The 14,172-nt window shown below is 61.4% G+C and carries 13 protein-coding genes; 7 read left to right on the top strand and 6 right to left on the bottom strand.

Going from position 1 to position 14,172, the window contains the following annotated elements; all coding sequences use genetic code 11:
• The first annotated feature begins 86 nt into the window (after window positions 1-86).
• A complete protein-coding gene (rpsO, locus tag BUB53_RS15745) occupies window positions 87-356 on the top strand; it encodes a 30S ribosomal protein S15 (protein ID WP_073035742.1) in 270 nt (89 codons plus the stop codon).
• Between the two features lie 252 nt (window positions 357-608).
• Window positions 609-2,744 (top strand): polyribonucleotide nucleotidyltransferase, encoded by a 2,136-nt coding sequence (gene pnp / locus BUB53_RS15740; protein WP_073035741.1) that lies wholly within the window; start codon window positions 609-611, stop codon window positions 2,742-2,744.
• 300 nt (window positions 2,745-3,044) lie between these two features.
• Here the strand turns inward: pnp and BUB53_RS15735 are convergent, their stop codons facing one another.
• A complete protein-coding gene (locus tag BUB53_RS15735; RefSeq protein WP_073035823.1) occupies window positions 3,045-4,631 on the bottom strand; it encodes a GMC family oxidoreductase in 1,587 nt (528 codons plus the stop codon).
• Window positions 4,632-4,688: 57 nt separating this feature from the next.
• Window positions 4,689-5,147 carry an Lrp/AsnC family transcriptional regulator gene (locus BUB53_RS15730; RefSeq protein WP_073035740.1) on the bottom strand — a complete coding sequence of 153 codons (459 nt, stop codon included), beginning with the start codon at window positions 5,145-5,147 and terminating at the stop codon, window positions 4,689-4,691.
• 136 nt (window positions 5,148-5,283) lie between these two features.
• On the opposite strand from BUB53_RS15730, the gene ald reads away from it, so the two are divergent.
• Together ald and aroC are read left to right on the top strand one after the other, a co-directional pair.
• Complete coding sequence (gene ald, locus BUB53_RS15725) at window positions 5,284-6,402, top strand: alanine dehydrogenase (protein WP_073035739.1); 1,119 nt, start codon at window positions 5,284-5,286, stop codon at window positions 6,400-6,402.
• Between the two features lie 127 nt (window positions 6,403-6,529).
• Entirely contained in the window at window positions 6,530-7,633 is a 1,104-nt protein-coding gene (gene aroC, locus BUB53_RS15720) for a chorismate synthase (protein WP_073035738.1), read from the top strand.
• Window positions 7,634-7,801: 168 nt separating this feature from the next.
• Here aroC and BUB53_RS15715 read toward each other — a convergent pair whose 3' ends face one another.
• The 3 genes from BUB53_RS15715 to BUB53_RS15705 all read right to left on the bottom strand — a co-directional run bounded on the left by BUB53_RS15715 (window position 7,802) and on the right by BUB53_RS15705 (window position 10,654).
• Window positions 7,802-8,677, bottom strand: a complete 876-nt coding sequence (locus tag BUB53_RS15715) for a DMT family transporter (protein ID WP_073035737.1) — start codon at window positions 8,675-8,677, stop codon at window positions 7,802-7,804.
• A 73-nt stretch (window positions 8,678-8,750) separates the two neighbouring features.
• Complete coding sequence (locus tag BUB53_RS15710) at window positions 8,751-9,038, bottom strand: HU family DNA-binding protein (RefSeq protein ID WP_073035736.1); 288 nt, start codon at window positions 9,036-9,038, stop codon at window positions 8,751-8,753.
• A gap of 131 nt (window positions 9,039-9,169) precedes the next feature.
• On the bottom strand, window positions 9,170-10,654 hold the full coding sequence (locus BUB53_RS15705; RefSeq protein ID WP_073035735.1) for an AMP nucleosidase: 1,485 nt from the start codon (window positions 10,652-10,654) through the stop codon (window positions 9,170-9,172).
• A gap of 98 nt (window positions 10,655-10,752) precedes the next feature.
• Here BUB53_RS15705 and BUB53_RS15700 point away from each other — a divergent pair, with 98 nt between their 5' ends.
• Window positions 10,753-11,187 (top strand): VOC family protein, encoded by a 435-nt coding sequence (locus BUB53_RS15700; protein WP_073035734.1) that lies wholly within the window; start codon window positions 10,753-10,755, stop codon window positions 11,185-11,187.
• Here the strand turns inward: BUB53_RS15700 and BUB53_RS15695 are convergent, their stop codons facing one another.
• Window positions 11,188-11,676 carry a lytic transglycosylase domain-containing protein gene (locus BUB53_RS15695; RefSeq protein ID WP_084729197.1) on the bottom strand — a complete coding sequence of 163 codons (489 nt, stop codon included), beginning with the start codon at window positions 11,674-11,676 and terminating at the stop codon, window positions 11,188-11,190. It lies immediately after the preceding gene.
• A gap of 135 nt (window positions 11,677-11,811) precedes the next feature.
• Here BUB53_RS15695 and BUB53_RS15690 point away from each other — a divergent pair, with 135 nt between their 5' ends.
• Together BUB53_RS15690 and BUB53_RS15685 are read left to right on the top strand one after the other, a co-directional pair.
• On the top strand, window positions 11,812-12,672 hold the full coding sequence (locus tag BUB53_RS15690) for an SDR family oxidoreductase (protein WP_073035733.1): 861 nt from the start codon (window positions 11,812-11,814) through the stop codon (window positions 12,670-12,672).
• A 102-nt stretch (window positions 12,673-12,774) separates the two neighbouring features.
• Entirely contained in the window at window positions 12,775-14,151 is a 1,377-nt protein-coding gene (locus BUB53_RS15685; RefSeq protein WP_229709567.1) for a hypothetical protein, read from the top strand.
• The last annotated feature ends 21 nt before the right edge of the window (window positions 14,152-14,172 follow it).

The raw sequence follows: 14,172 nt of genomic DNA, 5'->3' as shown, positions 1-14,172 counted from the left end.
GGCTTGGATCGGGGATATTCTCCATAGGACCCTGCTGGACGACATCCCGGCTTGTGCCCTGAACCCTTGATTAAAAGGAGACCCCGATGTCGATCACTGCCGAAGACAAAGCACGTGTCATGAAGGAATACGCAACCAAGGACGGCGACACCGGTTCGCCCGAAGTACAGGTTGCCATCCTCAGCTCGCGCATCGCGACCCTCACCGAGCATTTCAAGACCCACAAGAAAGACAACCACGGTCGCCGTGGCCTTCTGAAAATGGTTGCTCAGCGCCGTAAGCTGCTGGACTACCTCAAGGGCAAGGATGAGGCGCGTTATCGCGACCTGATCAAGCGCCTCGGCATCCGCCGCTAAGCGCTGGCCGCCAATGTCTTGAAACGCCCGCATTTGCTGCGGGCGTTTTTTGTTGGCCAGTCAGGCCCTGCAGGTGCCCGGATCGCGTAAATCGCTTTGCAAATCGGGCATTCTGCTGTATGGCGCGCACATCTGAGACGTGACGCTCTGACCCCGGCGCATGTGAGGATGAAGGGGTCGGCGGCAATGGGGCCGCCAGTGAAACGGAGGACCCGGGATACGCCCGGGAGGGCCTCCAGCTAGGAAACGATGATGTTCAACGAAGTGAAAAAATCGATCCAGTGGGGCGAAGAAACGCTGACACTGGAAACGGGCAAGGTCGCCCGTCAGGCAGATGGCTCGGTCATCGCCACACTTGGTGAAACCACGGTCATGGCGAACGTGACCTTTGCCAAATCCCCGAAACCCGGTCAGGATTTCTTTCCGCTGACCGTCCACTATCAGGAAAAATACTATGCCGCGGGCAAGGTGCCCGGCGGCTTTTTCAAGCGCGAGGCACGTCCGACCGAAAAGGAAACGCTGACCGCGCGCCTGATCGACCGCCCGATTCGCCCTCTGTTCGTCGAGGGTTTCAAGAACGAAGTTCTGGTGATGTGCACCGTGCTGTCGCACGATCTGGTCAACGATCCCGATATCGTGGCGATGATTGCCGCATCGGCCGCGCTGACCATTTCGGGCGCTCCTTTCATGGGGCCGATCGCGGGCTGCCGTGTGGGCTTTGAGGATGGCGAATACATCCTGAACCCCGAGGTCGAAGATATGCACGACCTGCGCAACAACCCCGATCAGCGCCTTGATCTGGTGGTTGCCGGCACCAAAGACGCCGTGATGATGGTTGAATCGGAGGCTTACGAGCTGACCGAAGACGAAATGCTGGGCGCCGTGACCTTCGCGCATGAACAGATCCAGCCGGTGATCGACCTGATTGTCGACCTGGCCGAGGAAAGCGCGAAAGAGCCGTTCGATTTCACCCCGCCGGATTATTCCGAATTGTACGATGCCGTCAAAGCGGCGGGCGAGGACAAGATCCGTTCGGCCTATGCCATCACCGACAAGCAGGAACGCACCACTGCCGTCGCCGACGCCAAGGAAGCGATCCGCGAGGCGCTGACCGAAGAACAGCTGGAAGATCCCAACCTGGGATCGGCCCTGAAAAAGCTGGAAGCCGCCGTTCTGCGTGGCGACGTCGTGAAATCCGGCAAGCGGATCGACGGGCGCAGCCTCGACACCGTGCGCCCGATCGTGGCTGAAACCGGCTTCCTGCCGCGGACGCATGGCTCGGCGCTGTTCACCCGTGGCGAAACGCAGGGCCTTGTCGTGACCACGCTTGGCACCGGCGACGATGAACAGATCATCGACGCCCTGCACGGGAACTTCCGCTCGAACTTCCTGCTGCACTACAACTTCCCGCCCTATTCGGTTGGTGAAGCGGGTCGTGTCGGCCCTCCGGGCCGTCGCGAAGTCGGCCACGGCAAGCTGGCCTGGCGCGCCCTTCAGGCGGTTCTGCCCGCAGCCACCGATTTCCCCTATACGATCCGCGTCGTGTCCGAGATCACGGAATCGAACGGTTCGTCCTCGATGGCATCCGTTTGTGGCGGGTCGCTGTCGATGATGGATGCCGGTGTGCCGCTCAAGTCGCCGGTCGCCGGCGTGGCAATGGGCCTGATCCTGGAAGACGACGGGGAATATGCCGTTCTGACCGACATTCTGGGTGACGAAGATCACCTTGGTGACATGGACTTCAAGGTGGCGGGTACCGAAAACGGCATCACCTCGTTGCAGATGGACATCAAGGTCGCGGGCATTACCCCCGAGATCATGAAGAAAGCCCTGGCTCAGGCCAAGGATGGTCGGATGCACATTCTGGGCGAGATGTCCAAGGCATTGACCGAAGCCGGCGATTTCTCGGTTCATGCGCCGCGCATCGAAACCATGAACATCCCCACCGACAAGATCCGTGAAGTGATCGGTTCGGGCGGCAAGGTGATCCGCGAGATCGTGGAAACCAGCGGTGCCAAGGTCGATATCAACGACGATGGCGTCATCAAGATCGCTTCGCCCAACGGCGAAGCCATTCAGAAGGCTTACGAGATGATCCACTCGATCGTCGCCGAGCCTGAAGAAGGCGCGGTCTACAAAGGCAAGGTCGTGAAGATCGTCGATTTCGGGGCCTTCGTGAACTTCTTTGGCAAGCGTGATGGCCTGGTGCATGTCAGCCAGATCGAGAACCGCCGCCTGAACCATCCTTCCGACGTTCTGAAAGAAGGTCAGGAAGTTTGGGTCAAGCTGCTGGGCTTTGATGATCGTGGCAAGGTGCGCCTGTCGATGAAAGTCGTCGATCAGGAAACCGGCGAAGAGATCAAGAAAGAGGAAAACGCCGAGGACTGATCCCCGGCCAATTCCGGCAAGATATGGCCCCGGCAGCGATGCCGGGGCTTTTTTTGCAGGCAAGATTACGTTACGTCAACTTTATTTTTGAGCGAAAGGTAAGGAATTCCGTACCAGACAAAATTCGGTTTCTTGCCCATGACCACAGTTGTGCTTTGATGCACAACTACCGCTATAGCGAGTTTCATGTTCCTGGTTTGTGAGTGACCAGTATTCTGTTTACGGTAGACTGGCTACGCTGACCACTCACGGATAGAGCGTACTGGTTCAGGCCCCGGCGGAGACGCCGGGGCCGATTTTTTAACGACTATCCGCATGGATCAGATCGGCGGCTTTTTCGGCGATCATTATGGTAGGGGAATTGGTGTTGCCGCTGGTGATGGTCGGCATCACGCTGGCATCCACCACCCGCAACCCCTCGATCCCCCGCAGGCGCAGGCTGGCATCCAGCGGCGCGCTGTCATCCGCCCCCATATGGACCGTCCCCACCGGGTGAAAGATCGTTGTGCCGATATCGCCCGCGGCTTTCGCAAGGTCCTCTTCGGTTTGCGCGGAAAGACCGGGCTTTATCTCTTCGGGGCGGTAGCGCTGCATCGGGGTTTGAGCGACGATATCGCGTGTCAACCGGATCGAGGCCGCCGCCACTTGCCTGTCCCCCTCCGTCGACAGGTAATTCGGCGCGATCTCGGGCGCGTCTTGCGGGTTGGCCGAGGTGATTGCGACATGGCCACGGCTTTCCGGACGCAGGTTGCACACGCTGGCCGTCAGACCGGGGAAATCATGCAAAGGCTGGCCGAACGCCTCCAGCGTCAGGGGCTGGACATGGAATTCCAGGTCCGGCGTGGCCAGATCGGGCCGCGATTTCGCAAAGGCGCCCAACTGGCTGGGCGCCATCGACATCGGCCCCGAACGGTTCAGCAAATAGCGCGCCCCGATCGACGCCTTCCCCCATAGTGAATTGGCCATCGTGTTCAGGGTCTTCGCGCCCGACAGCCGCCAGGCGCAGCGCAGTTGCAGGTGGTCTTGCAGGTTGCCGCCGATCATCGGCATATCGACCCGCATTTCGATCCCGTGACGTTGCAGCAGATCGCCGGGCCCGATGCCCGACAGTTGCAGGATTTGCGGGCTGCCGATTGCACCTGCGCTCAGGATCACCTCGCCCTGTGCACGGGCGGTTTTCACCTCGCCGCCCTGTTCGTATTCCACGCCCACGGCGCGCCCGTTCTCGACCATCACGCGTCGGGTATGGGCCTGGGTTTCGACCTTCAGGGTATCGCCGCTCCGCGCACCCAGAAACGCCCGCGCCGTGTTCAGTCGCCACCCCTTGCGCTGGTTCACCTTGAAATACCCGACGCCTTCGTTGTCGCCGGTGTTGAAATCGTCGGTTTCCGGCAGGCCCGCCGCCACGGCGGCGTCTTTCCAGTGATCCAGAACGTCCCAGTGCAGGCGTTGATTGTCGACGCGCCATTCGCCCCCTGTGCCATGCAGGTCGGATGGGCCATCGACATAATCTTCCGAGCGCTTGAAATAGGGCAGCACATCGTCCCAGCCCCAGCCGGTATTGCCCATCTGCCGCCAGCCATCGTAATCGGCGGCCTGCCCGCGCAGATAGAGCATGCCATTGATCGAACTGCACCCACCCAGAACCTTGCCGCGCGGATAGATCAGGGATCGCCCGTTCAGGCCCTTTTCCTCGACCGTGCGAAAACACCAGTCGGTTCGTGGGTTGCCGATGCAGTAGAGATACCCCATCGGGATGTGAATCCAGTGGTAATTATCACGCCCTCCGGCTTCCAGCAGAAGAACCTTGTGACCTTTGCTGCTCAGGCGGTTTGCCAGCACGCAACCGGCGCTGCCCGCGCCAACAATGATATAATCCCATTCCATGGCGCCAAGATTGATCATCCCGCGACTGTTGGCAAGTATCCTGCCCACAGGACCAGGTTAAACCGGCAGGGCCGTGGTGCTGAATACCGTGCGCAACGCGAAGCTGGATTGCATCTTGGCGACGCCCGGCAATCGCGTCAGGTATTGCCGGTGAATACGCGCGAAATCCTCGGTGCTTTCGGCGACGACCTTCAGGATGTAATCCGCCGCCCCTGCCGTCAGGTGGCATTCCAGAACGTCCGGGATGCGGGTCACGGCCTTTTCGAAGGCCTCCAGAACCTCATCGGCTTGCGTGGACAGGGTGATCTCGACAAAGATGGTTGCGGCCACGCCCAGTTTGCGTGCATCCAGAAGGGCGACGTAGTCGCGGATATACCCCTCGGCCTCCAGCCGTTGTACGCGTCGGTGGCAGGCACTGGCCGACAGGTTGACGGTTTCAGCCAGATCGGCATTTGAAATGCGTCCGCGTCGTTGCAGGGCTGCCAGTAAACGACGATCCATCGCATCCAGTGCCATATGTGCAAAACCTTTCAGTCTTTAGGTCAATATTTCGAAGGATATTCACAACAAACCCGGAATTGCGAGGGATTTTTCAACCCGATTGCGCGTAAGATGCGGCATTATGCCTGTAATTCAGGAGAGGATACCCCCAATGAAAATCGGATGCCCGACCGAAATCAAACCCCAGGAATTCCGCGTCGGGATGACCCCGAATGCCGCGCAAGAGGCCATCGCTCACGGTCACGAGGTGATCGTTCAGGCGGGGGCCGGCACGGGGGCCGGCTTTGAAGATGCGGATTACCTGGCCGCAGGGGCCACGGTTATCGACGCCGCCGAGGAAATCTTTGCCACCGCCGATATGATCGTGAAGGTCAAGGAACCGCAGGCGGCCGAACGCAAGATGCTGCGCGAAGGTCAGGTGTTGTTCACCTATCTGCACCTCGCGCCCGACCCCGCGCAAACCAGGGATCTGCTCGACTCGGGCTGCACCGCCATCGCCTATGAAACCGTCACCGACAATCGCGGCGGTCTTCCCCTTCTGGCGCCGATGTCCGAAGTCGCCGGGCGGCTGGCGCCGCAAAGCGGGGCATGGGCCTTGCAAAAGGCCAATGGCGGCAGCGGTGTGCTGATGGGCGGCGTGCCCGGTGTACGTCCGGCGAATGTGATGATCGTCGGGGGCGGGGTCGTCGGAACGGCTGCGGCGCGTGTCGCCGTGGGCATGGGGGCCAACGTGACCGTTCTCGACCGCTCGCTGCCGCGCCTGTCCTATCTGGATGATGTGTTCATGGGTCGCCTGACGACGCAGTTCTCGGATCAGGCCTCTCTGGCCGAATTGCTTCCGGCGGCGGATATGATCATCGGTGCCGTGCTGATTCCGGGGGCGGCGGCGCCCAAGCTGGTGCGCCGTGACCAGTTGGCAATGATGAAGCCGGGGTCCGTGCTTGTGGACGTGGCCATTGATCAGGGCGGATGTTTCGAAACGTCGAAACCCACCACCCATGCCGAGCCGATATACGATGTGGACGGGATCGTGCATTACTGTGTGGCCAACATGCCCGGCGCCGTGGCGCGCACCTCGACCATTGCGCTGGGCAACGCGACGATGCCGTTCATGCTGGCGCTGGCCGACAAGGGCTGGAAGCAGGCCTGCGCGGACGATCCGCACCTGCTGAACGGTCTCAATGTCCATGCCGGGCACTTGACATATTACGCCGTGGGCAAGGCGCTGGGCATCGACGTGATCTCGCCCGAGAAGATCGTCAAAGGCTGAAGCGCGCCCTTTCATTGCCTTCAGACGGGGCCGCCTCTTTCGGGCTGGCCCCGTTTTGCGTTTCGCAAAATGGCTTGAGGCGCTGCCCATGCCCGGCTAGGACACTGGGACAAAGGAGTGCAGGACCATGAGCCTCAACACATTCGGACATCTGTTTCGCGTCACCACATGGGGCGAAAGCCACGGACCGGCCCTTGGGGCGACGGTGGATGGCTGCCCGCCGGGTATCGAAATTGACGAGGCGTTTCTGCAACAATGGCTGGACAAGCGCCGTCCGGGCCAGAACAAGAACACCACGCAACGGCAGGAGCCCGATGCGGTCAGGGTCCTGTCAGGCGTGTTCGAAGGGCGGACAACCGGCACCCCGATCCAGTTGATGATCGAAAACACCGACCAGCGGTCGCGCGATTACGGCGAGATTTCCCAGACCTTCCGCCCCGGCCATGCCGATATCACCTACCACCAGAAATACGGGCTGCGCGACTATCGCGGCGGCGGGCGCAGTTCCGCGCGTGAAACGGCGGCCCGCGTGGCGGCCGGTGGTGTGGCGCGGGCGGCGCTGAATGCGCTGATTCCGGGGATCGAGATCAAGGGCTACATGACTCGTATGGGCGAGCTGGCCATCGATCGCGAGCGGTTTGACTGGGACGCCATCGACGGCAACGATTTCTGGGTTCCCGATACCGCTGCCGCGCCCGAATGGGAGGCCTACCTGCAACGGTTGCGCAAGAATAAGAACTCGGTCGGGGCCGAGGTCGAGGTGGTGGCCCGTGGCCTGCCCGCAGGTCTGGGTGCGCCGGTCTACGGCAAGCTCGATACCGATCTGGCTGCGGCGATGATGTCGATCAATGCCGTCAAGGGCGTGGAGATCGGCGAGGGCATGGCCGCCGCGCGCCTCACCGGCACCGAGAATGCCGATGAAATTTTCATGGGTGAGGACGGGCCGGAATATTCCTCGAACCATGCGGGGGGTATCCTGGGCGGTATTTCGACAGGGCAGGACGTGGTGGTGCGTTTCGCGGTCAAGCCGACCTCGTCGATCCTGACGCCGCGCCGTTCGATCCGGCTGGATGGCAGCCCGACCGAAGTGGTGACCAAGGGACGCCATGATCCTTGTGTCGGTATCCGTGCCGTCCCCGTGGGCGAGGCGATGATGGCCTGTGTGGTGCTGGACCATTTTTTGCTGCATCGCGGACAGGTTGGTGAGGGGCCGCGCGGCACCATCGGGTGATCCGGATCTGCGGCTTCGGCGTGCCGGTTTGCTCATGCAAGGTCCGACCGCCCTGTTAACCCGACCGGGATCGGTTTCGCGCACCGACGCAATACCGACGTTTTACCGACGTGACGCCGATTGCACATTTTACTGTATGCGTTGGCGTTAACGCTGATTCGCCGGTTTTCAGGCCGAAACCTGTTTCTGGCGCGACAGTTGGACGGCCAGAATACCCACCATGACCACCGCCACCCCGATGATATCCGATGGGCCGAGCTTCTCGCCAAGGACAATCGCCGCGATGGCGACACCGAAGAACGGGTTGAGGAAATGAAACGTGGCCGCCTTGACCGCGCCGATCCGGTTGACCAGCAGGAACCAGACCAGTGTCGCCGCCAGGCCGGGAACCAGCGTCGTATAAAGGAAAGCCGCGACCAGGGTCCAGCTCCAGTCGATGATCAGCGGTTCGGTGACCAGCCCGATCACGCCCAGAACGGCGCTGCCGACAAGCATCTGTAACCCCACGACCATCACGAAATTCCCGCCCGACGTTGCACCGCGCATCGTCAGGGTTGCCAGGGCCAGGGCCAGGGCTCCGCCCACGCACAAGGCCACGCTGTAAAGGTCGGCTCCGCCCTGTAGGCGCGTGCCCATGATGATGCTGACGCCGATGACACCCGTCACCAGACCAAGACCTCCGACCGGGCCGATCTTTTCCCCGAAGATGGCCCAGCTTGCCAACCCGACCATGAGGGGCATGCTGGAGGCGACAATGGCGGCGAGAGAGGCCTCGATGGTTTGCATGGCCATGAAATTAAGCCCTAAATACAAGGCGTTCTGGCATATTCCAAAGACGATTGTGGCGCGCCATTGTGCACGGGTCAGCCGCCAGGTCTGCCGCAGGGCAAGGGCGATCAGCACCCCGAGCACACCCGAGATCAGAAAGCGCAGACTGAGGGCCGTCAAGGGCGGCGCCGACGCCACGATGATCCGGGCCGTGGTAAAGGCACTGGACCACATGGCGGCAAAGGCCAGCCCTGTCAGGATCGCCCGAATGTTCATTGCCTGCCTCCCAATGGAAAAGGGCCGCCCCTTGTCGGGGCGACCCTTTCCGAAACTTATGCGGTTTTCAAGTTCAGCCGTTGACGCTGTCCTTGAGGGCCTTGGCGATGGTCATCTTGACGACCTTGTCGGCCTCTTTCTTGATTTGCTCGCCGGTGGCCGGGTTGCGCACCATGCGCTCGGGGCGCTCGCGGCAATAGATCTTGCCGACGCCCGGCAGGGTGACAGCGCCGCCGCCCGACACTTCGCGCGTGATGATCGAGGTCACGGCGTCCAGAGCAGCGCTTGCGGATTTCTTGTCGCTGCCCATTTCCTCGGCCAGGGCCGCAACGAGCTGGGTTTTGGTCATCGGTTTTGCCATTTCATGGTCTCCTTCAACTGCCCGATCTATGGGCCTCATGTGCAGAATTTAACTGTATCTTGTGACCAAACACAACGAATAGTGGCGAAAAGCAAGTGTTTTTCATGGATTTTGCGGTGATTTTCGCAACGTCAGAGAAAAGCCGTCTCGCTGAAGCTGCGCAATTTGCGGCTGTGGATACGCTCAAGGGGCATCTGGCGCAAGCTTTCCATGGCGCGAATGCCGATCATAAGATGCCGCGCCACCTGCGTTTTATAGAAATCCGAGGCCATGCCCGGCAGCTTCAATTCGCCATGCAGCGGCTTGTCCGAGACGCAAAGCAAGGTCCCGTAGGGCACACGAAACCGGAACCCGTTCGCCGCGATCGTGGCGCTTTCCATGTCCAGTGCGATGGCGCGCGACTGGCTGAGCCGCTGCACCGGGCCGGATTGGTCGCGCAGTTCCCAGTTGCGATTGTCGAAACTGGCCACGGTGCCGGTGCGCATGACCTGTTTCAGGTCATAGCCTTCCATCTGGGTTTCGGTTTCGACAGCCTCTTCAAGGGCGATCTGGATTTCGGCAAGGGCCGGGATCGGCACCCATGACGGCAGATCGGCATCCAGTACGCGATCCTCTCGCAGATAGGCATGCGCCAGCACGAAATCGCCCAGCCTCTGGGTATTGCGCAGCCCGGCGCAATGCCCAACCATAAGCCATGCATGCGGGCGTAAAACGGCGATGTGATCGGTGGCCGTTTTGGCGTTTGACGGGCCAATGCCGATATTGACCAGCGTGATCCCCGACCCATCCGCGCGTTTCAGGTGAAACGTGGGCATCTGGGGTTGTTTGGCCGATATCGGCAAGGATTGATCGGCTGCCGTGATGGCTACGTTCCCGGTGCCGACGAACTCGGTATAGCCGCTGTCGGGATCGCCAAGCATCACACGGGCATAGGCTTCGAACTCCGAGACATAGAACTGGTAGTTCGTGAACAGAACGTGGTTCTGGAAATGCTCGGGGTCTGTCGCCGTGTAATGCGACAGACGCGCCAGAGAGTAATCGACGCGCTGCGCGGTGAACAACGCCAGCGGCTCGGAGCCATCCGGCGCGGGCTGATGAGTGCCGTTGACGATATCGTCATTGGTGGTGCCAAGATCGGGTACGTCGAACACATCGCGCAGGGTGAATTCCGCCGCCCCTTCCTGTGGCACGGTGATCGACGGATCCTTCGCCACGGCAAAATGAATGGGAATAGGGGTGTCCGACTGGCCAATGGTGATCGGAACGCCGTGGTTTGCCAGCAACAGGCCGATCTGCTGTTCCAGATAACCGCGAAACAGGTCGGGCCGGGTAATCGTGGCTGTATGCGTGCCTGGCGCCGCGACATGGCCGAAACTCAGGCGGCTGTCGACCTGTGCATAGCTGGCCGTCGTGATCCGGATCTCGGGATAAAATGCGCGGATACGCTGTAGCGGCTGTTTGCCGCGCATGACCTGATTGAACGCCTCGCACAGGAAGCCGGTTGCCGTCTCATACATCTGGATAAGATGATCGACGGCCTGTCCGGCATCGGTGAACTGTTGCGGCTCGGGTTGTTCCGGCGTTTGAAACCGGACGCCTGCGTCATTGGGAGTCATGCGCAATCCTTGCGGGTCGTGTCGCGTCCGACGTTGACATGGGGGCGGGGGGCAATCAACCATTCCTGCGACGGTCGGACGGTAAGGCGTGGTACTTCATGGATTATGAAACGGTCAGCCCCGAGATATTCGGCGCATCCTTGCACGGGTTCGGATTCAATATTCTGGTAACGGATGTGCCGCGCAGCGCGCGGTTTCTGGAAACGGTGTTCGGGATGACCGCGCATCGGGTTTCGGCCGATTTTGCGATCATGGCCCACGGGACGCATGTGATGCAGTTGCACGCAGACGGTACCTATGCCGAAAATCCCCTGCTGAACCTGTTGCCCGAGAATCCGCCGCGCGGCGCGGGGGTCGAGATCAGGCTCTATGATTGCGATCCCGATCTGGCCGCCAGCCGGGCCGAGGATGCGGGCGGCGCCATCCTGCAAGACCCCACCGACAAGCCCCACGGGCTACGCGAATGTTTCATCCTGTGCGCCGATGGCTATGCGTGGGTGCCGTCGCGACCATTGTCGGGTGTGGCAGGATGATCAGGCCGGGCGCAGGCCGGTTTCCACCAGCAGGCCCTTGCGCTTGGCTTCGTAATAATAGCCGCGCGCATACCACATGATCGTCTCATCGGGATCGCCGTCAGCCACCAGATACGCGCCGCGCAGATACTTGACCGCGTATTTCAGGTTGGTTTCCGCATCCAGCAGATCATCGGGGTGACCGCGAAATCCCATGGTGCGCGCGGTTTGCGGCAGGATTTGCAACAGCCCGTAATATGGCCCGTTGCGCGCCTCTGGCCGGTGCGTGCTTTCGCGGATGGCCAGCCGGTGCACCAGCGAGCTGGGAACCTGATACAGGTCGGAATATTTGTTGATCAGGCTCCGTAGCTCTGGTGTTTCATTGGGGTAAAGCGGCGGGTTGGCCGGGCCACTTGTTGCCGCGACGGGGCTGCGTTTGGACGAGGCGCATCCCGACATCAGGGCAGCGCTGATCAGGGCAAGGGCGGAACGGCGGGTAAGTGTGGCCATGGGGTCTCCGGCACGAGTTTGGCGCAGTTTGCCACCGTTGGCGGGGGATAGGCCAGAGCCCGTGGCATACGGTGGCGAAAGGTCGCCGGTGTCTTCGCGCTTGCCTTTGCGCTTCGTATGTCCAATTCATGCCCCATGACAAAGACACTTCTTTCCTTCGGGCATGGGTATTCGGCCCGTGCGCTGGCGCGGCGGCTGGTGCCGCAGGGCTGGACAATCTATGGCACCACCCGCAATCCGGACAGGGCCGACAACCTTCGCGCCGAAGGCGTGACGCCCATCCTGTGGCCGGATGGCGATCTGTCCACGGCATTCGATACGGCCACGCATCTGCTGATTTCGGCCGGGCCGGATGCCAAGGGCGATCCGGTTCTGAACCTGTATCGTGACCGGATCGCGGCAATCGCCCCGCGGCTGGAATGGGCAGGGTATCTGTCGACCACCGGAGTGTATGGCGATCATCGGGGCGGTTGGGTCACCGAGGACACCCCCCTTACCCCATCCACCCGGCGCGGTCAGATGCGTGTAGATGCCGAGACCGCATGGCGTGCCATCCCCGGCCTGCCGCTGCATATCTTTCGGCTGGCAGGCATTTACGGCCCCGGTCGCGGCCCGTTCGAAAAGGTCCGGCAGGGGACGGCCCGGCGCATCGTCAAGCCGGGACAGGTGTTCAGCCGCATCCATGTCGACGACATCGCGCAGGTTCTCGAGGCTTCGATCCGGCAACCGAATCCCGGCGCGGCCTATAACGTCTGTGACAATGACCCGGCCCCGCCGCAGGACGTGATCGGCTATGCCGCCGGGTTGCTGGGCCTGCCCGTCCCGCCCGAGGTGCCATTCGATGAAGCCGGGATGACCCCCATGGCGCGTAGCTTCTATGCTGAATCCAAGCGTGTCGACAACACCCGGATCAAGCAGGAACTGGGCGTCAGCCTGATCTATCCCGACTATCGCAGTGGCTTGAAAGCCCTGCTTGAGGCGACAGGCGACGCCTGATCCCCATCGACGCAGACGGGTGAGGTGATTTACCCCATGGCAAGGGCAGGGCGTGGCGGTAATCTTGTCCCGGCAAGTATCGGAGATCAGCGGTTGCGCCGAGTGGCACTCATATCCGGGGGGTTGACCCTTGTCGCGGGGCAGGCATTTGCGCATGCCTCTGAGCAGGGGTTCGTGCTGTTGCTGCCCACGGATATCTATAGCGCCGCCGGAATGGCCGTAGTTGCCCTGACGGTGATTCTGCTGGCTGTCCTGCCGTCCTGGGTGGCGACGCGGTTGTTTCATCCGTTCGCGATAATTCCGCGCCCTGATATTGCGTTGCACCATGTGACAAGCTGCCTGTCCGCTTTACTTGTCGCGTTTCTGGTATGGCGCGGCCTGACCGGAACGCACGATCCGCTGGTCAATCCGCTGCCATTATTCATCTGGGTGGTCTGGTGGGTTGCGATGGTGTCCTTGCAGGGGATCATCGGCAATCACTGGCGCTGGACCAACCCGTGGACCGGCCCGGCCGCCGTTTTGGGCCGATTGACCGGCTCAACCGCCTTGATGCGGTATCCATCGGTGCTGGGGTATGCGCCCGGTATCGTTATTTTCCTTGGATTCGGTGGGTTCTTGCTGGCCGATCCCGCACCGACCGATCCGGGGCGGCTGGCATTGGTGGTGGGAGGTTACTGGTATCTGACGCTGATGGGGGTCACGTTGTTCGGACCGCGCTGGATGGTGCGGGGCGAGGCGCTGACCATCCTGATGCGCGCCTATGCCCGTGTCGGGCTGCTGGGGCGCCTGCGCGGGCGTATCGCCGTGGGCCTGTGGGGCTGGCAGGGGCTGACACGGCCACAGATCTCGGGCGGGCTGGCGGTATTCATTATCCTCATGCTGGGCACCGGCAGTTTCGACGGGGTAAACGAAACCTTCCTGTGGATGGGGTTTCTCGGGATCAACCCGCTGGAATTTCCTGGCCGCTCCGCCGTTATCACGCAGAACTTGGTGGGCATGCTTGTTGCCAACCTGGCGCTGATCACGGTTTTTGCCGCCTGCCTTGCGCTTGGCGAGCGGCTGGCGGGAACGCGGCGGCCCACAGCCGAAGCGGTCCGTCTTTTTGCGCCGTCGCTTCTGCCGATTGCGCTGGCCTATCACATCGCACATTATCTGACGGTGCTGCTGGTCGATGGTCAGTATGTGATCGCCTGGCTGACCGATCCGCTGAACACCGGCGCCGACCTGTTGGGACTGGGGGATTTTCACGTGACCACCGGGTTCCTGAATATACCTGCAACGGTCAAACTGATCTGGCTGACGCAGGCAGGTGCGGTGGTGATCGGCCATGTGATCGCGATTTTGCTGGCTCATGCGGTGGCGGTGCGTGGACATGGCAGCAACTGGCGGGCCATACTGGGACAAGCGCCGCTGGCGGCGTTCATGATCGGGTACACGTTTTTCGGGCTCTGGTTACTGGCCTCCCCCCGAGGTGTCTGAACCCGGTTGCGCAAACATGTA

It is taken from the genome of Roseovarius pacificus, from assembly GCF_900142665.1.
GTDB lineage: Bacteria > Pseudomonadota > Alphaproteobacteria > Rhodobacterales > Rhodobacteraceae > Roseovarius > Roseovarius pacificus.
Note: the sequence above shows the minus strand (reverse complement) of the source record. Positions and strands in the feature narration are given on the sequence as shown.